General features: G+C 57.6%; 18 protein-coding genes. 5 read left to right on the forward strand and 13 right to left on the reverse strand.

The window, feature by feature from the left end:
• Positions 1–34: 34 nt before the first annotated feature.
• Positions 35–2,485, reverse strand: a complete 2,451-nt coding sequence (locus tag ACT3UM_RS22025; RefSeq protein WP_498902193.1) for an LPS-assembly protein LptD — start codon at positions 2,483–2,485, stop codon at positions 35–37.
• Between the two features lie 70 nt (positions 2,486–2,555).
• Here ACT3UM_RS22025 and ACT3UM_RS22030 point away from each other — a divergent pair, with 70 nt between their 5' ends.
• The 5 genes from ACT3UM_RS22030 to speD all read left to right on the forward strand — a co-directional run bounded on the left by ACT3UM_RS22030 (position 2,556) and on the right by speD (position 5,948).
• On the forward strand, positions 2,556–3,566 hold the full coding sequence (locus ACT3UM_RS22030; protein ID WP_498902194.1) for an aminoglycoside phosphotransferase family protein: 1,011 nt from the start codon (positions 2,556–2,558) through the stop codon (positions 3,564–3,566).
• Positions 3,563–4,231 carry an N-acetylmuramate alpha-1-phosphate uridylyltransferase MurU gene (gene murU / locus ACT3UM_RS22035; protein ID WP_498902195.1) on the forward strand — a complete coding sequence of 223 codons (669 nt, stop codon included), beginning with the start codon at positions 3,563–3,565 and terminating at the stop codon, positions 4,229–4,231. Before ACT3UM_RS22030 ends, murU begins: the two co-directional genes overlap by 4 nt.
• A gap of 3 nt (positions 4,232–4,234) precedes the next feature.
• Positions 4,235–4,657, forward strand: a complete 423-nt coding sequence (locus ACT3UM_RS22040) for a gamma-glutamylcyclotransferase family protein (protein WP_498902196.1) — start codon at positions 4,235–4,237, stop codon at positions 4,655–4,657.
• A gap of 71 nt (positions 4,658–4,728) precedes the next feature.
• Positions 4,729–5,157, forward strand: coding sequence for an OsmC family protein (locus ACT3UM_RS22045; RefSeq protein WP_064234336.1), 429 nt, complete (start codon positions 4,729–4,731; stop codon positions 5,155–5,157).
• A complete protein-coding gene (gene speD / locus ACT3UM_RS22050; protein ID WP_035585110.1) occupies positions 5,154–5,948 on the forward strand; it encodes an adenosylmethionine decarboxylase in 795 nt (264 codons plus the stop codon). Before ACT3UM_RS22045 ends, speD begins: the two co-directional genes overlap by 4 nt.
• 65 nt (positions 5,949–6,013) lie before the next feature.
• On the opposite strand, the gene lpxL is transcribed toward speD, so the two are convergent.
• The 12 genes from lpxL to ACT3UM_RS22110 all read right to left on the reverse strand — a co-directional run bounded on the left by lpxL (position 6,014) and on the right by ACT3UM_RS22110 (position 16,663).
• Positions 6,014–6,928, reverse strand: coding sequence for an LpxL/LpxP family Kdo(2)-lipid IV(A) lauroyl/palmitoleoyl acyltransferase (lpxL, locus tag ACT3UM_RS22055; RefSeq protein WP_498902197.1), 915 nt, complete (start codon positions 6,926–6,928; stop codon positions 6,014–6,016).
• 12 nt (positions 6,929–6,940) lie between these two features.
• Positions 6,941–8,041: an alanine racemase gene (gene alr, locus ACT3UM_RS22060; RefSeq protein WP_498902198.1), complete on the reverse strand. Its 1,101-nt coding sequence runs from the start codon at positions 8,039–8,041 to the stop codon at positions 6,941–6,943.
• A 19-nt stretch (positions 8,042–8,060) separates the two neighbouring features.
• Entirely contained in the window at positions 8,061–9,035 is a 975-nt protein-coding gene (gene rpoS / locus ACT3UM_RS22065) for an RNA polymerase sigma factor RpoS (protein ID WP_035585117.1), read from the reverse strand.
• Between the two features lie 160 nt (positions 9,036–9,195).
• Entirely contained in the window at positions 9,196–10,257 is a 1,062-nt protein-coding gene (locus tag ACT3UM_RS22070; protein WP_498902199.1) for a peptidoglycan DD-metalloendopeptidase family protein, read from the reverse strand.
• Between the two features lie 6 nt (positions 10,258–10,263).
• Positions 10,264–11,223, reverse strand: a complete 960-nt coding sequence (locus ACT3UM_RS22075) for a DUF368 domain-containing protein (RefSeq protein WP_498902200.1) — start codon at positions 11,221–11,223, stop codon at positions 10,264–10,266.
• Positions 11,220–11,897, reverse strand: coding sequence for a protein-L-isoaspartate(D-aspartate) O-methyltransferase (locus ACT3UM_RS22080; protein WP_498902201.1), 678 nt, complete (start codon positions 11,895–11,897; stop codon positions 11,220–11,222). Before ACT3UM_RS22080 ends, ACT3UM_RS22075 begins: the two co-directional genes overlap by 4 nt.
• Positions 11,884–12,630 (reverse strand): 5'/3'-nucleotidase SurE, encoded by a 747-nt coding sequence (gene surE, locus ACT3UM_RS22085; protein ID WP_498902202.1) that lies wholly within the window; start codon positions 12,628–12,630, stop codon positions 11,884–11,886. Before surE ends, ACT3UM_RS22080 begins: the two co-directional genes overlap by 14 nt.
• A gap of 128 nt (positions 12,631–12,758) precedes the next feature.
• Positions 12,759–13,790, reverse strand: coding sequence for a tRNA pseudouridine(13) synthase TruD (gene truD / locus ACT3UM_RS22090; RefSeq protein ID WP_498902203.1), 1,032 nt, complete (start codon positions 13,788–13,790; stop codon positions 12,759–12,761).
• On the reverse strand, positions 13,783–14,271 hold the full coding sequence (gene ispF, locus ACT3UM_RS22095) for a 2-C-methyl-D-erythritol 2,4-cyclodiphosphate synthase (protein WP_498902204.1): 489 nt from the start codon (positions 14,269–14,271) through the stop codon (positions 13,783–13,785). The genes truD and ispF overlap by 8 nt, the downstream gene beginning before the upstream one ends.
• A 19-nt stretch (positions 14,272–14,290) precedes the next feature.
• A complete protein-coding gene (ispD, locus tag ACT3UM_RS22100) occupies positions 14,291–14,998 on the reverse strand; it encodes a 2-C-methyl-D-erythritol 4-phosphate cytidylyltransferase (RefSeq protein WP_498902205.1) in 708 nt (235 codons plus the stop codon).
• Positions 14,995–15,333 carry a cell division protein FtsB gene (gene ftsB, locus ACT3UM_RS22105; RefSeq protein ID WP_498902206.1) on the reverse strand — a complete coding sequence of 113 codons (339 nt, stop codon included), beginning with the start codon at positions 15,331–15,333 and terminating at the stop codon, positions 14,995–14,997. The genes ispD and ftsB overlap by 4 nt, the downstream gene beginning before the upstream one ends.
• Before the next feature lie 181 nt (positions 15,334–15,514).
• Complete coding sequence (locus ACT3UM_RS22110) at positions 15,515–16,663, reverse strand: GNAT family N-acetyltransferase (RefSeq protein WP_498902207.1); 1,149 nt, start codon at positions 16,661–16,663, stop codon at positions 15,515–15,517.
• Positions 16,664–16,711: the final 48 nt, after the last annotated feature.

Here is a 16,711-nt window from a genome sequence, read left to right on the forward strand (position 1 = left end):
TCATTAGCTTCATTAGCCATTCGATGGAAGTCATTTACAGGGCAGTCGGACGATAGCCAGGAATGGTCTGCTCAAAATAGCTATCCGCATCCTGACCAACGCCGCCTAGACCACGGAATACGAAGCGCAAAAATAGCCCACGATCATTAAAATCATCATCAATGGGGGCGGTGTCATTGTCGTCTACCCATTCGCGCCACACCAACTGCAGACCATAGCAGCAGTTGTTCCACTGCACGCCTGCCAACTGCTCCAGGGAGCGCTCATTGGCTTGATCGTGCAGGTAGCGGCCAATCAAATCAATGTTGGTCGTGGCTTTCCAGGCAAACGAGAGATCCCACTCTTCGCGGTTATAGTCGCGGAAGCCATCGTCGCCCGGCAATACGCCTGGGTCGAACCCTTCGATCTCCCAACGGTAGCCAAGGTTCACTACATGCCCTTCCGGGTGCCGATAACCGACATCAATGCTTGAACGTTCGGTACGCTCACGGTGATCATCGTAGAGCCATTCTGCTCCACTGCTCCAGCGATCATTGATCTGCCAATCAAGACGTGACACCAACGGCGAACGAGCCCGAGTGGCTTGGTAGCGGCTTTCCGGATTGACGCTGGCATTATCTTCTGGCCGATCCGGCAGCGTATCAGCATCGCCTTCGCTATCGATGCGGCGATCCTCAAAGTAAACACTCTGGCCTACCCCGAACGAGAGCCGGTCACGACCGGAGGCATCTTCCAGTAGCCGCGACTGCACCCCGTATGAGAGCCGGTTGAGATCGCCCACCCGGTCGGTGCCGGAAAAGCGCTGGGCTGACCAGAGCTGATCCCAGGAGAAAGCGCGCTCGCGGCTGTCAAAGTCAGGCAGTTCGCTCTGATCGGTACGCGGCACGTAAGCGTAGTTCAAGCGCGGCTCCAAGGTTTGCCGATAGTCGCGCCCTCCCAGGGCGAGCTCACGCTCAAAGACGAGCCCGCTGTCAATGGAGGTCAACGCAACACTGCGGCTGGGTGAGTCGCTACGCTGGGTGTCGCGCTCGCCATAATCCAGTTCATAGGCGGTGTTCCATAGCTCGGTGCGCGGCTCAAGGTGCCCCCAGGGCCGTTCAAAACGCCAACCAACCGCAGGCGATAGGTGCAAACGGCTACCGGTGGCCGCTTCACGCTCTGGCACGCGGCGCTCATCCACATCGCGCCAAAAATAGGTCGCGTTCGATCGCCACTGGGTATATAGCCCGTTGTCGAACTGCCAATTGGCATTCGCGCTCAGACTCGGCAGTTGATAGAAGGGTTTATCGCTATCGCTCAGCGGGTCTTCCAAGCGTTGGAAACCCTGGGCGCGGGCATCCAACTGCCAACGCTGGCCGCGGTAATCAACCTGGGCCAACCGCTCCATGCTGACGCGGTCACTGTCGCCAAACTCGCCACCAAAGTCATCGAAATAGCGCCCGTCACTGGCCGCCCCGTAGCGCAGCCGGTAATTACTGCGCTCGTTTACCCGTCCTGCATGACGGGCATCTACATACCAGCGATCATCACCCTCGAAGCGGTTTTCATTGCCGCCAGAGCCGCCGTTATCGCTATTTAAATAGCCGCCTTCAACGATGCCTGCGCTCTCCTCAAACAGGTAGCGGTACTCACCGTTCATTAGCAGCCCGCGATCACTCATCCAGCGCGGTGTGATCGTCGCATCGTGGTTAGCGGCGATATTCCAATAAAACGGTTGGGCGTAGTCGAAACCGTCCGTTGAAAAACCAATCGACGGGGACAGCAGCCCCGTGTGGCGGCGATCGTCGATGGGAAAGCGTAGCCAAGGCCAGTAAAATACCGGCACATCTTTCACCTCCAAGCGGGCATGCCGCGCGGTGCCAAACCCTTCGGCCTGATTCAAGCGAATATCACTGCTGACCAGCTGCCAGCTATTGGCGCCCGGGTCGCAGGTGGTAAAGCTTGCGTCTTGCAGGCGGTACTCATTTTCCCCGGTCTGCTCTAGCTGACTGGCCTGACCACGCAGATGCTGCTCGTAGAGCACATAGTGACTATTGCCCAGGGTGGCGCGGTCTTCGTTTAGCCTCAGCATCGCCTGCTCGCCACGCACTAAAGCGCGACCATCACGGATGGCGATATTACCCTCTGCATCGACCTGCTGGCGGTCAGCAGGTAAAAACACACGCTCGGCTTCCACTTCTTCATTGCCGCGGCGCAGCACTACATCACCACGTAACAACGCCTCGCCGTCGGCGGCATAATCGACGTCGCTGGCCTCTAGCGAGAGCGTTTCCGGGTTATCTGCCGCTGGCAAGCGGTAGTTGGGCATGACGTAGCGCCCACGGCACAACTGGTTAGCCGCTTCCTCTTCCCCCCAGGGTTGCCAATCCAACGCTTCAGCGGACATGGTTTGACCCTGAGCCACCGCCGTAAACGAGGCGCCAGCAAGCAAACTGCCCATCAGCGTATGCGCAACCGGCAAGGTGCGCGAAAATCGCTTGCCCATGTTCGTTATCCTTGGCATCCAGAATCGGTATTATACAGCCCGCATGATGCCCGACCAGCAAGGAGCTTGCATGTCCTCATATCGGATTAACGCCCTCACCCTGTGGGCTGCCCAACAAAATGGCCTATCCCAGGCCGATATTTCACTTTCATCTGCCGTGGGCGATGCAAGTTTTCGGCGCTATTTTCGCCTTACGCTACCCGACGGCACCACCCAGGTGGTTATGGATGCCCCGCCTGAGCAAGAGGACTCCCAGCCATTTGTGACCATCGCCCAGCGCTGGCGCAGCGCCGGACTGCCGGTCCCCAAGGTGCACGCTGCTAACCTGGCGGACGGCTTTCTGCTGCTTGAAGACTTGGGCAATACGCCACTGCAGCGTTTATTTAGCGACGACGCGACCACACAGACCTACCATGTACAGGCTCTCACGCTGATCGCCGAGCTGCAAAACCGCGTAGGCCCCGACTCACTGCCGGTTTATGATACGGCACTGCTGGGCCGCGAGCTCGACCTGTTTCCCGAGTGGTGTCTTAGTGCCTGGTTAAGGCTGCCGCCGCCGGAAAGCTGGCACGCCGTTCGCGAGCAGCTAATCCAGCACGCTTTAGCGCAGCCGGTAGTGACTGTGCACCGTGATTTTGATGCCATGAACCTGATGATGCACGACCAGCGGCTGTTTATGATCGACTTTCAGGACGCGGTGGCGGGCCCGCTTAGCTACGATTTAATCTCGCTGCTACGGGGGCGCTACTGCCGCTTTAGCAGCGAGCAGTTTGCCGACTTTGTCGATACTTTTTATCGCCAGGCCCGTAACGACGGCCGACTTTCCAGCAGTGTGGATTTTGCCACTTTTCTATCCCAGTGCCACGCCATGGCCGCCCAACGTACACTAAAAGTGTTGGGAATTTTCTGCCGTTTAACCCTGCGCGATCAAAAAAGTGGCTATCTGGAGCGCTTACCGCACTTTCTGGATCATCTGGAAGATAGTCTGTCGTTCCTGACCGAACAGGCGGAGTTCGCGGAGTGGGTTAAACTCACCTTACGGCCTGCCATTATGCAACGACTAGCGAAAATACCGTCATGAAAGCGATGATTTTAGCCGCGGGTCTGGGCAAGCGGATGCGCCCGCTCACCGACCACTGCCCCAAGCCGCTGCTGCCCGTGGCGGGCAAGCCGCTGATTGTGCACCATCTTGAGCGTCTTCGTGAGGCGGGTATTCATGAAGTGGTCATCAACGTTAGCTACCGTGCAGAGCAGATTATCGCAGCACTCGGCGACGGAGAGGCCTACGGGCTACGGATTCACTGGAGCCGGGAAACAGCGCCGCTGGAAACCGGCGGCGGTATTCAGCAAGCGCTGCCACTGCTGGGCGATGCGCCGTTTCTGCTCGTCAACGGTGATGTTTGGTGCACAGCGTTTCCCGGCAAACACGCGTTGCAAGGCGACTATCTGGCGCACTTGGTGCTGGTGGCAAACCCGCCACACCACGCGAATGGGGATTTTGGCCTCGAGGATGGGCGCGTTAACCAAACCAGCGCTGAGCGCTTAACCTATTCAGGCATCGGTGTGATTCACCCCGCCCTGCTAGCCGGTCAGCCCCAGGGCGCCTTTGCACTGGCGCCACTGCTCCGAGCTGCCATTGCTAACCAACGGGTAAGCGGGGAACGTTACACTGGCCTCTGGGTCGATGTGGGCACCCCTGAACGCCTGGCCACGCTGGAAAGCCAGCTACAGGGCAAAGGGAGGTAGTCTATGCATCCGCGCTATTTAAGTGAGGCAATCGCTGACACGCCACTGGTAGCGGTCTACGGCACGCTGAAACAAGGCTGCAACAATGCCCACTGGCTGAATGGTGCCACACTGCTAGGGAGCGACGTTGCCTCAGCGCTCACGCTCTACGATATTGGCCCCTACCCCGGTGCCAAATGGCAGCCGTCAAAAGGAGTCACCCTTGAGGTCTATCGGATCAACATTGACCACTTGGCCCAGCTAGACCGGTTAGAGGACTACCGCGTTGATGCCCCGACCCTGGGCGAATATGACCGCCAGCAGATAACCACCTGTTTTGGCCTTGCCTGGGTGTATCTATACAATCCCAGCGTGGTGGGTAAACCAGCCATTGTTCAAGGTGGCTGGCACATGCCGAACATTAACAATGTTCAACAGCGGCGCTGAGGAGAGGCGCGCAGGCCAAGAAATGTTATGCTGCGCGACTTACCTTTCGTCGCCTAGATGAGGAGAGCAGCGTGAAAGCACGGGTAAAATGGACAGAAGGCCGCCAATTCGTGGCGGAATCCGGTAGCGGGCACAGCGTTGTGATCGACGGCCCGCCCGACCACGGCGGCCGCAACACAGGGCCTCGCCCAATGGAAATGCTATTAATGGGCATGGGCAGCTGCACCGCGTTTGATATCTTGAATATTCTGGATAAAGCGCGTGCCGATGTGACCGACTGCGTCGCTGAGCTAGACGCCGAACGCGCCGATGAGGTGCCCGCTGTCTTTACCAAGATCCACGTCCATTTCGTGGTAACCGGACGCGCGCTGAAAGAGAAGCAGGTTGCCCGCGCGGTTGAACTCTCCGCTGAAAAGTACTGTAGTGCATCGATCATGCTCGTTAACGGCGGCGTTAAGATCACCCATTCCTTTGAGATTATTGACGAGGTTCGGACGTGACCGACAATCTCCGACTCCACGGGTTTAACAACCTGACCAGCTCGTTAAGCTTTAACATTTACGACATCTGTTATGCCAAAACCGAAGAGCAGACGGCGGCTTACATCGACTATATCGATGAGCTCTACAACGCCGAACGTTTAACGCAGATTCTTAAAGACGTCACCAACATTATCGGCGCCCATGTGCTTAATATCGCCCGCCAGGACTACGAGCCCCATGGCGCCAGCGTGACGATATTGATTGCCGAACATGAGCTTGACGAGGCGGCACCCGAACAAGTGAAGCCGGGCCCCGGACCGCTGCCTGAGACGGTGGTTGGACACCTGGACAAAAGCCACGTCACCGTGCACAGCTATCCTGAATCGCACCCTGACAACGGCATCAGCACCTTCCGTCTGGATATCGATGTCTCCACTTGTGGTCATATCAGCCCGTTAAAGGCACTGAACTACTTGATCCACAGTTTCGACTCCGACATTGTTACCATGGATTACCGGGTGCGCGGCTTTACCCGCGATGTGGATGGCAAAAAACTGTTTATTGATCACGGCATTACCTCCATCCAAGACTACCTTGCTGAAGACACCAAGCATGCGTATCAAATGATGGACGTTAACGTGTATCAGGAAAACATGTTCCACACCAAAATGCTGCTCAAAGACTTCGCGCTGGATAACTACCTATTCGGCACATCGCGTCGCGACATTACCTTTGAAGAAGCCCGCGACATTGAGGGCCGGCTGCGTAAAGAGATGCTGGAAATTTTCTACTCCCGCAACCTGGAGTAAGCGCCGCCCAGAAATGCCAAAAAGCCAGCTAACGCTGGCTTTTTTTATGGCTAACAACAGTGAGATTAATAAACGCTGGGCTCACCTTCGGGGCGGGTTTTAAAACGCCGATGCAGCCAGAGGTACTGCTCGGGGTGCTTGCGAATGGCCAACTCAATAAACTGGTTGATCCGCGTGGCATCGGCCACTTCATCGCCACTGGGAAAGCCTTCCAGGGCGGGCAGGCTTTCAATCGTATAAGTCGCGTTATCCGGGTTGCGGTGAAACATCATTGGCACCACCAGTGCGCCGGTCATACGCGCCAGTTTGGCCGTCAAACGAATAGAGGCTGCCTGCTGGCCAAACAGCGGTGCAAACACACTCACATCACGACCAAAATCCTGATCTGGGGAGTACCACACCATGCGCCCCATCTTAAGCTGACGCACCGCGCCGCGCAGATCATAACGGTCAATGGCGACACCAAAATTGCGCCCACGGGCTCGGGTCATAAAGCGCTCAAACAGCGGGTTATTATGCGGGCGATAGACCGCATCGGCAGAGAAAAACAGCGCGTGAAGCGCGCCCCCTAAATCGAGAGAGGAGAAGTGAACGCCCACAATGATCACGCCTTTACCCTGAGCCTCGGCGCGGGCCATGTGCTCTTCGCCGATGTAAGCGACCCGGTGACGCAGGCTTTCGCCATCGCGACACCAGCCGGTAGCGGTTTCAATCAGGCCGATGCCATTGGCAATAAAGGTTTCTCTGACCAGTTGCCACTGCTGTTCAGTGCTTTTTTCAGGGAAACAGAGCGCTATGTTGGTTTCGGTAATATGCCGACGCCGTTTTGCAAAACGCCAAGCAATTAAACCAAGGCCTTTGCCAATGGCCATTTTCAATCGCCAGGGTAGCCAGGCAGCGATATACATAGCACCAATAGACAGCCATGTGGGCCAGTATCGCGGGTGGGCGAAGGAGCGCGGGTAACGTGATTTCGACATGGAAACAACCGTTTAAACAGAGCGCCCATGATAACGCCGCGGCGCCCGAGGCAGTACCCCTGTGAGCAGCGTATAGCTGATGGTATCGCAGTAACGGGCTACTTCATCCACCGACAGCACTTCGCCGTTGCTGGCTCTGCCCCACAGTACGACGTCGCTGCCAATCGCGGCATCAGGGACGTCCGTTACATCAACGGTGAGCATATCCATGGAGACTTTACCGGCAAGCGCGCAGCGCTGGCCGTTGACCAATACCGGCGTGCCATCGCGGGCATGGCGGTCATAGCCATCGCCATAACCGCAGGCGACCACGGCAATGCGTGAACGTCGCGGCGCCCGCCAACGGCCGCTATAGCCCACGGGTTCGCCCTCATCCAGCTCGCGCAGGGCAATAATTTCCGAGCGCAGGGTCATCACCGGCTGCAACTGCTGGGTGATGTCATTGGCCACTTCCAAAGGGTCGCTGCCGTAGAGCATGACCCCAGGTCGGTTCCAGTCGCCGTGGGCCACTGGCCACGCCAGGGTGGCCGGTGAGTTGGCCAAGCACAGCGGCGCCTCTAGCTCACTGGCAAGCCCCTGCAGCCGAGACATTTGTTGATTGAAGTAGCGGTTGTCTTGGGAGTCGGCGCTGGCAAAGTGACTCATAAGGTGGAGCGAGGCCACATTCGGTGAATCACTAAGCTGACGCCAGATGGCATCGGCCTCGTCGATGGCGAAGCCCAAGCGGTGCATGCCGGAGTCAACTTTCAACCAGACGGGAATTGGCTTATTAGGTGAAGCGGCTAGCAGGGCATCGACCTGCCACTGACTGTGTACCGCGATCCAAAAGCCGTGGGTATCCACCAGCGATATTTCATCAGCGCTGAAGATGCCTTCCAGCAGGATAATGGGTTGGGTAATGCCGCCCTCACGCAGGGTAAGGGCTTCTTCAATGCAGGCGACGGCAAACGCCGGCGCTTGGCTTGCCAGCGCCTGGGCGCAAGCCAGCGCACCATGCCCATACCCATCGGCTTTAATCACCGCCACTGAGCGGCTTTGGGGCGCGCAGCTGCACGCCAATTGATAGTTGTGACGCAGCGCGTCCAGATCAATATCGGCCACAAGGGGGCGCATGCGTGGTCTCGCTTATGTATTAGGTCTCAAACAGAGCTTCCAGAGACAGGCCCTGCTTTTCCAGCGAACGGCGTAGTTTCTTGAGCGCTTCGACTTGGATCTGGCGCACCCGCTCGCGGGTTAAACCGATTTCGGCGCCCACTTCTTCAAGAGTAGCCGATTCATGGCCACGCAAGCCAAAGCGGCGCACCACCACTTCGCGCTGCTTTTCGCTCAGCTCGTCCAGCCAAAGATCCACATGCTGTTTGACGTCACCATCCACCAGGCGCGCTTCAGGGCCCTGCACTTCATCGTCCGCCAGGGTATCGATCAGCGGCTTATCGCTCTCGCCCCCCATGGGGTAGTCGACCGACGACACACGCTCATTAAGGCCGAGCATTTTCTTGACCACTTCGACCGGTTTGTCGAGATGATCGGCAATCTCTTCGGCGGTGGCTTCGTGGTCAAACTTCTGGGTTAATTCCCGCGCCGCACGCAGATAAATATTAAGCTCTTTGACCACATGAATGGGCAGCCGGATCGTTCGTGTTTGGTTCATCAGCGCCCGTTCGATGGTCTGACGAATCCACCAAGTGGCATAGGTCGAGAAACGGAAGCCCCGCTCGGGGTCAAACTTCTCTACCGCGCGGATCAAGCCCAAATTGCCCTCTTCGATCAAATCCAGCAGCGTTAAGCCGCGGTTTAGGTAGCGGCGGGCAATCTTTACCACCAGCCGCAAGTTGGATTCAATCATTCTCGAGCGGCCCAAAGGGTCGCCCTTACGTGCCAGGCGGCCGTAATAAACTTCCTCTTCTGGCGTTAACAGTGGCGAAAAGCCGATTTCGTTGAGGTAGATTTGCGTCGCATCCAAGCTTTGGGTCGATTGACGATCCTCACGCCCTAGTGCTTTCTCGAAAGCGTCTTCTTCTACCGTGACCTCGTCATCGGTATCATCAAGCGCCTCCTCAGCAGCATCCAGGTCAACCTCCTGTAGATCTTTCTCCAACATACTCATGGCCTTACCCCTCGTTTGTCGCCTACCCGCCATTTAAAAATCAAAGGGGTGCGTTCAGGACGCACACCATATTGTTATGGATTGTTATATGACGCTCGAATACAGCGATTCGGGCAACGTCCAGGTTATACGCTGACGGCTCACTCTTTTGCTGAGTGCATTAGCGGGAAGGCAGAAAGTCAATGGGATCTTGCGGTTGCCCATCACGGCGAACCTCAAAGTGTAATCTGACGTTTTCTGCATCGCTATCCCCCATTGTGGCTATCACCTCTCCGGCCTCGACCACATCATTTTCACTGACCCGTAAGCTGTCGTTATGGGCATACGCACTCAGGAATTGATCGTTGTGCTTAAGCAGGATGAGGTTGCCGTAGCCCCTTACGCCACTGCCCGCATATACCACGATGCCGGGGCCTGCCGCTTTAACAGGTTGCCCCTTTTCCCCGGCGATATCAATCCCGGCGGTGATGCTATCGCCCTGACCAAAGGCGCCAACGACGTTACCATCGGCAGGCCACTGCCAGGCAATGGTTTCAGCGGGCGTATAGGTCCGCGAAGAGCGATCCACACTGGCACTTTGCGTGGCAGGTGCAGCTTCGGGCTGGGGTTCAGGTTCAGGCTGGGGTTCAGGTTCCGGCTCGGGCGCCTGTTCGGGCTCTGATGACGGCTGAGGTGCCGGCTGCTGAGCGGGCTCAGGCGCTGGATCAGCCGCCGCAACCACTTCAGGTTCAGGTGTTGAAGAGGGCTCATCAGCCGCCTGCTCTGCCGCATTGCGTTCAGCAGTGAGGCGCCGATTACGCTCAATTGCCGACTCATCGGGCAGTAGCCAATCCAACTCCTGGTCGTCACTTGCCACTGAAGCCGTCTGGGGGCTCAACCCGGTCGCTACGGCGCCGCTTGAGGTATTCTTCGCGGGCTGGTTACTGGCAGTTGACGCCGACGAGGCGCCTTCGCGCAGAGCAATGGTTTGCCCTGGTCGAATTTGGTAAGGCGGCTCAATGTTATTGATTGCCGCCAATTGGCGATAATCCAAATTGTGCTGCCACGCAATGCCATACAGGGTATCGCCGGCTTTGACCGTATATTGGGGCGAGTTTTCCACCGCCTGGCGAGCCTGACTTAAATCGCGCACCTGGGGGCTGCCCTGCTGACTGGCACAGCCAGCGATTGAGAGTGCCAGCGCCGACATCATCAATACTTTAGGAAGATAACCTTTACACATACAAACCTACTCCTTTTCAGCGCCAAGCTGGGTATCGATTGGCCGACGATCCGCGTGTCGGTTGAGCAACACGACAATCAGAGCGCCCACGGCCATTAGCGCGACAACACCGGCCACTTGTGCCGAAGCACCGGTCAATACGGCATAGTCAGCGGGCAATAAATAGCGGTGCTCCAGAGGAATCATTTGCCCTTCTGGCCCGATTTGGTAGCGTAACAGTTCGCGCCATGGCCAGAGAACCGGTAGCGAACCGACAATAAACCCCAGTAGCAGTTGCATGGTTGAGGTGTGGTGACGCCGTAACAGCCAGGACAACAGCCGTGAGAACAGCGCTAAGCCGACTATGCAGCCCATGCCAAACAGCACAATGATGCCCAGATCCAAACTGCGAATTGCCCCCATGATGGTGCCGTAGAGTCCCATGGTCAGCAATAGAAAGCTGCCTGACACGCCCGGTAGCAGCATGGCGCTAATGGCAATACAGCCTGCCACCATTATTACCAGTGCTTCATTACCCATTAATAACACCAGCGGCATCATGCCGGGCAACGCCTGGGCCAGCATTACCCCCACCAGTAGCGGCAATAAATACCATAGTTTCCAGCCGTTACTCGCCTGCCCCACCACCAGGGCAGAGGCAGCTACCAGGCCAAAAAAGAACCCATCCAGCAGCAGTGGATGCGCTTCCATCAACCAGAGCGCCAAGTGTGCCACGCTAAACAGACTAACCGCGACCCCCGCCAATAGCGGCACTAGAAAGGCGAGATTTAAATGCTTGCTTAAGGCCCGCCAGCCACCGCGGCGCCATACGCCAATGGCACTGGGGCCAAACTGTTTGATGGTGTTAATCAGCTCTTCATAAATACCGCTAATAAACGCAATCGTTCCTCCCGACACGCCAGGCACCGCGTCGGCGGCGCCCATCCCTGCGCCGCGTAAAAAAAGTCCTAAGGGTTGCCGCTTCAATCCACTACTCCTTGTAGTAAGGGTACAAAACGCACGGGTTCAAGCCGACGTTTTTCATAAGCACCGCCGATGCGCTTTACCTGGGTAAGCCACTGGCTGCCGTCGGGCTCTTCCAACGGGGCGATCAGCACCCCGTCGTGGCTCAACTGCTCAAGTAGCGCTGTGGGCAATGTCTGAGCACAGGCGGTGAGTAAAATAACGTCAAACGGCGCGACCTCAGGCCAACCATAGCCGCCGTCCGCCACCGCCAGCGTGGCGGGCGCTGCTAACCGTCTTAAGCGCTGCGCCGCACGCTCGTGTAACGCACCAATGCGCTCAATGGAGTAGAGCTCTTCTACCAACCGCGACAGTATCAATGTCTGATAGCCGGACCCTGTGCCCAGCTCCAGAACTCTTCGCGGCTCAGCACGCAGCACAAGCTCCGTCATCCGCGCCACAATGAACGGCTGCGACAGCGTTTGGCTAAAGCCAATCGGTAGCGCGGTATCTTCATAAGCACGATGAGCCAGCGCTTCATCCACAAACAGATGACGCGGTTCGCTGGTCATCACCTCCAGCACCCGGGCGTCGCTAATACCCTGTTGCATGAGGCGTTCGACCATACGGTCACGGGTGCGCTGGGAGGTCATACCGCGACCACGCAGCTCTCCTGGAGAGATATCAGGCAAAAACATCCAACCATTCCTGCACATCGTTAAGCGCGGGGTGCCGCGTCAGGTCTGTTTGTAGGGGAGTAATCGACACATAGCCCGCCTCGACAGCAGCAAAATCGGTATCATCGCCGTCATCAGCATTGGCCGCCACCGGTGCAATCCAGTAGCGCGTACGCCCCCGCGGGTCTTTAACCGCTAACGGTTTCTCTGCCGGTCCTCGATAGCCTAAGCGCGTCACTTTAACGCCTTTAATCTCCTCCCAGGGTACGTCGGGCACATTGACATTCAGCAGCGTTCGCGGCGGTAGCGAGAGCTGATCCGCGGCGCCGATCAAGGTGGCGGCCACCCTGGCGGCGGTGGCGAAATGGCGCTCACCGCATAGCGACATGGCAATCGCGGTCATGCCCAAATTGCGCCCCTCCATTGCCGCTGCGACGGTGCCTGAATAGAGCACATCGTCCCCCAGGTTACTGCCATGATTGATACCTGAGATGACTAAATCGGGCTTTTCATCCCACACCCCGTGCACACCCAAATAAACGCAGTCTGCGGGCGTGCCATCGACGCTATAAAAGCCGTTATCCAACGCTGTCAGCGAGAGCGGCCGTGACAGAGTGAGCGAGTTGCTGGCACCGCTACGGTCTCGGTCAGGCGCCACTACGCGAATATTGGCATGAGCCAACAACGCATCGTGCAGCGCACGCAGTCCTGGCGCGTGCACACCATCATCATTGGAAAGCAGTAGTCGCCGCATGGCGGGTCTCCTTGATCATAAGCGCGTAACGTGACGACTCATATCCATCACTTTTACTAACCACTAAGCCTGATTAGTTATCCAGGCACTGACGGCTGAGTCAGCCCACCGCTGCCGGTTCACTAACATCAGCGCGCGAATAACAGCTCACCCAGCACGGCGGTGGCAAAACTCCCCCGCGGCAGCGCAAACGCAAGCCGAACGGCGCCAGGTTCCCAAGCAAGCTGAGGTTCCAGCAGCCGCATACGCAGTGCACGGCGCGCCTGCTTTACCCCGCTGCGCTCTAAACCGCTGCATAGCTCGGGGTAGTGCTGCAACAAACGTGCTGTGTAGCCAGCAGCGTCGCCTTGCTCGGACTCGCCAACGCCCCAAAGCACCCCGGTGGGGTGAACATCCAGCTCAGCGGCGCGGCCCTGAAGCGTCGGATCGGTGGCGTCGATACGAAACACGCTTTGCGTGCCGTCCAGCATCAACGTATCGCCTGCCAGCGGCTGCGCCCAGGTGCCATCCGCGATTCGCGCGCTAAGCAGTTCGTTAAACAAAAAACTGCGTGCCGTAGAGAGCATCATACCCTGGCGATCGTCGCGTTTGCGCCAACCTCGGTTAAGTAATGCCTCGGCACGCTGAAGATTACGCCCCTCCGGGCCAAAGCGCTGGGGGCCAAAATAGTTGGGCACGCCCTGCTGGCAAAGTGTCTCCCAGCGGGCGATAAAATCGTCGCCCTCAATGGCCTCTCCGCTCAAGCGTAAAACAAACCGATTCGTACGGTGAACGCCACGTTTGAGCTTACGCGGGTGGCGCGCCTGTTCAACCACTGTGATGCCCAGTGCAGTAAGCGACTGCTCAAGTTCAGGCGGTGCGTCACGGCCGGGCAAATGCACGCTCAGCCACTGACGCGTGACAGCTATACGGTCTTTCATGCCAGAGTAACCAATATCACGGGGCGTCACACCGCAAAGCCGACTTAAAGTCTTAACCACATCTAACGTGGTTTGATTACGCTTTTCAACTCGCAGCCACAGATGCTCCCCGTGTGCTTCGGGGGTGAAATCAAGCTGCTCGTCGACCCAAAAATCTTCCGGCTGGGCACGATACTGGCCCGGTTTAGGCGGGCCGAACTGAGCATCCAAGCAGCGCTGCCACTCAGGCATATTAATCATTAAGCGCCTCAGCACGGTTAAGAAGCACCACCGCCTCAGCAGCGATGCCTTCACCGCGCCCGGTGAAACCTAGCCGTTCGGTGGTGGTGGCTTTAACGTTGACTTGACCCAGCGTAACGCCTAGGTCGGCGGCAATGACTTCCCGCATAGCCTCGATGTGCGGCGCCATTTTAGGCGCTTGGGCCATCAAAGTGGTGTCGATATTGACCACCCCATAGCCCTGTTGTTGCACAAGCGTAACCACATGGCGCAGTAGTTCACGGCTGTCGACCCCTGCCCACGCTGGGTCGGTATCGGGAAAGTGGCGGCCAATATCGCCCAGCGCACAGGCACCCAACAGCGCATCGCTAATCGCGTGGAGCAGCACATCGCCGTCGGAGTGGGCGACAAAGCCGTGTTCAAACGGCAGCTTAACGCCACCAATCATTAAATGATCGCCGGGGCCGAAGCGGTGTACATCGAATCCGTGGCCGATACGCATTACTAAGAGCTCCTAATGATTAAAACCCGTCAGGCGTGTTAGCGGCTTGCGCCGCCATAATGGCAGCTGCCAGCGCCAAGTCGTCCGGGTGGGTAATTTTCAGGTTGTCGCGACGCCCGCTTACCAGCTGAGGAGACTCACCCAAGGCTTCAACCGCCGAGGCTTCATCGGTCACCAGCGTTTGCTGCTGGCGAGCGGTTTCCAAGGCTCGTCGCAGCAGCGCATAGCGAAAGCCTTGGGGCGTTAGCGCGTGCCACAAGCCATCCCGGGGTTCGGTTCGCACGCTCAGGTATTGGTCATCGGCACGCTTCATGGTATCGGCTACCGGCATCGCCAAGAGCGCGCCCGCAGGGTGTGTCGCCACAGCGTGATAAAGCGCCTGAAGGTCATCCACGGTAATACAGGGGCGGGCCACATCGTGGACCATCACTACGTCATCATCTTCAGCCGCCATGGCGTGCAGGGCATTTAATACGCTGTCCATTCGTTCACTGCCCCCCGGCACCCGCTGCCACTGGGCGAACGGCACCCAGTGCGGTGAAAACCAGTGGTCAGCGGCGTCTAAACAGAGCACCAAGCGAGCAGTTGGAAAGGCGCTATGAAGGCGTGCCAAGGTATGCGCCAACACCGGCTGCTCGTCGGACAAGATCAAGTACTGCTTGGGCTTGTCGGCCTTCATACGGCGGCCTTGACCCGCCGCAGGCACAATCAACCAGGTTTGACTCACTGCGGCGGCTCCTGGGGAGCGACCAGACCGGCATTAATACCAATGAGCTCATTTTGGATCGCTACCCCCGGCACCCAGAAAAACTGTTCGTCGGTGCGTACCATGCCCATATCGCTACGCGCTCGCTCTTCAATCGCGTCTAAACCGGTTTTTAAATCCGTCACTTCGGCCGCCAGCCGCGCATTGCGCTCGCGCATGGGCACATTGGCCGCCTCTTGCACTGCCACCCGTTGCTCCACGTGCTGTAAATCGCGCCAGCCGCCGTTGCCTAGCCATAATTGATACTGAAACAGCGCTAGCACCGCGAGCAACGTTATCACTAACCATTTGCGCATCGCTGCTCTCCGATAACCTATCTATTACAACCTATCTCTTACCCACTCTCGATTAGGCTGCAGGTAAAAATCACGTTTTAACACAGCAGTTTTATCAAACAGACACGCTGATTGGCGCGCATTATGCCATCAAGGCGCAACACCAGCGAGCCGTGCCTCATTTAAATGGCAGCTTAAATGACTATTTAAAGGGCAACGCTTGATGGGCCGCCTCACGGTAGGCGCTGACATGCTGCCCCTCTTGATGACAAAACTGGGCGACACCGGCGGCAAGCCCAGGGTGGCTAATATAGTGCAGCGAACGCACCCGCTGGGGCGCAAAGCCGCGTACCAGCTTGTGCTCGCCCTGGGTGCCTGGATCAAATAGCGTTAAGCCACGCTGTAAGCAGTACTCAATGCCCTGGTAGTAACACGCCTCAAAATGCAGGCAATCAGCCACCACTTCGCTTCCCCAGTAACGTCCGTAAAGTGACTTAGTGCCCCGAAAATAGAGCGCCGCCGCCACCGGGCGATCTTCCACATAGGCCTGCACCAACACCAGCGCCTCGGGCATGGTTTGGCGCAGGCGTTCAAAAAAGTCATGGTTTAAATAAGGTGGACGACCACGCTCATGGTAGGTAATCGCATAGCAGCGATAGAAATGCGCCACATCCGCTGGCGTAATCGCGTCGCCCTCTACAAAGGCAACCTTCAAGCCTTGCTCGGCGACCAAACGTCGCTCGCGCTTGATCATTTTGCGCCGTTTCGAGGTTAAGCTAGCTAAAAAGCCCTCAAAGTCACCGAAGCCGCGATCACGCCACTGAAACTGTACACCTTCGCGGCTGATCAACTCCGGGCACTGTGCCTGCCAGGCAGTGACATCTGCCTCGTCGGCAAACAGCAGGTGCCAGCTTGAGAGTTCAAGGCTTTCACACTGCTCGCGCCATGCCTCGGCCAGCAACGTACGGACGGCACTGGCATCGGCGTGCTTGGCGATTAACGTGCGCGCGCCTGGCACCGGCGTGAACGGCACTGCGCTGAGGGCTTTTGGGTAGTAGCGTCCCCCGGCGCGCTCCAGCGCTTCCGCCCAGCCCCAATCGAATACATACTCACCGTAAGAGTGATGCTTGCGGTACATGGGCAAGGCCGCGACCAACTGCTCGTCTTGCCATACACTCAGGTGGCAGGGCTCCCAGCCCGTAGCCTCGCTGACCGAACCGCTGGCCTCCAGGGCGTGTAAAAACGCGTGACGCAAAAATGGCTGATCGTCATCTACCAGTGAATCCCACTGGCTTGCCGTAACGGCCTCAATGGTGGGTAGAATGGTGATCGTTGGTGGGGATAACGGCATAGCACCTTCCCGAGCGTATAGAGGCTAAAAGACCACTTTACACTAACT

The organism is Halomonas sp. AOP13-D3-9 (genome assembly GCF_052379125.1).
GTDB lineage: Bacteria > Pseudomonadota > Gammaproteobacteria > Pseudomonadales > Halomonadaceae > Vreelandella.

What these genes read in the sequence shown, in the direction of transcription:
- murU (WP_498902195.1), top strand. Translation starts at nt 3,563, where the DNA reads ATGAAAGCGATGATTTTAGCCGCGGGTCTGGGCAAGCGGATGCGCCCG.
- truD (WP_498902203.1), bottom strand. Translation starts at nt 13,790, where the DNA reads ATGATTAATATGCCTGAGTGGCAGCGCTGCTTGGATGCTCAGTTCGGC.
- surE (WP_498902202.1), bottom strand. Translation starts at nt 12,630, where the DNA reads ATGCGGCGACTACTGCTTTCCAATGATGATGGTGTGCACGCGCCAGGA.
- lpxL (WP_498902197.1), bottom strand. Translation starts at nt 6,928, where the DNA reads ATGTCGAAATCACGTTACCCGCGCTCCTTCGCCCACCCGCGATACTGG.
- ACT3UM_RS22025 (WP_498902193.1), bottom strand. Translation starts at nt 2,485, where the DNA reads ATGGGCAAGCGATTTTCGCGCACCTTGCCGGTTGCGCATACGCTGATG.
- alr (WP_498902198.1), bottom strand. Translation starts at nt 8,041, where the DNA reads ATGCGCCCCCTTGTGGCCGATATTGATCTGGACGCGCTGCGTCACAAC.
- ACT3UM_RS22110 (WP_498902207.1), bottom strand. Translation starts at nt 16,663, where the DNA reads ATGCCGTTATCCCCACCAACGATCACCATTCTACCCACCATTGAGGCC.
- ftsB (WP_498902206.1), bottom strand. Translation starts at nt 15,333, where the DNA reads ATGCGCAAATGGTTAGTGATAACGTTGCTCGCGGTGCTAGCGCTGTTT.
- ACT3UM_RS22040 (WP_498902196.1), top strand. Translation starts at nt 4,235, where the DNA reads ATGCATCCGCGCTATTTAAGTGAGGCAATCGCTGACACGCCACTGGTA.
- rpoS (WP_035585117.1), bottom strand. Translation starts at nt 9,035, where the DNA reads ATGAGTATGTTGGAGAAAGATCTACAGGAGGTTGACCTGGATGCTGCT.
- ACT3UM_RS22080 (WP_498902201.1), bottom strand. Translation starts at nt 11,897, where the DNA reads ATGTTTTTGCCTGATATCTCTCCAGGAGAGCTGCGTGGTCGCGGTATG.
- ACT3UM_RS22070 (WP_498902199.1), bottom strand. Translation starts at nt 10,257, where the DNA reads ATGTGTAAAGGTTATCTTCCTAAAGTATTGATGATGTCGGCGCTGGCA.
- ispF (WP_498902204.1), bottom strand. Translation starts at nt 14,271, where the DNA reads ATGCGTATCGGCCACGGATTCGATGTACACCGCTTCGGCCCCGGCGAT.
- ACT3UM_RS22030 (WP_498902194.1), top strand. Translation starts at nt 2,556, where the DNA reads ATGTCCTCATATCGGATTAACGCCCTCACCCTGTGGGCTGCCCAACAA.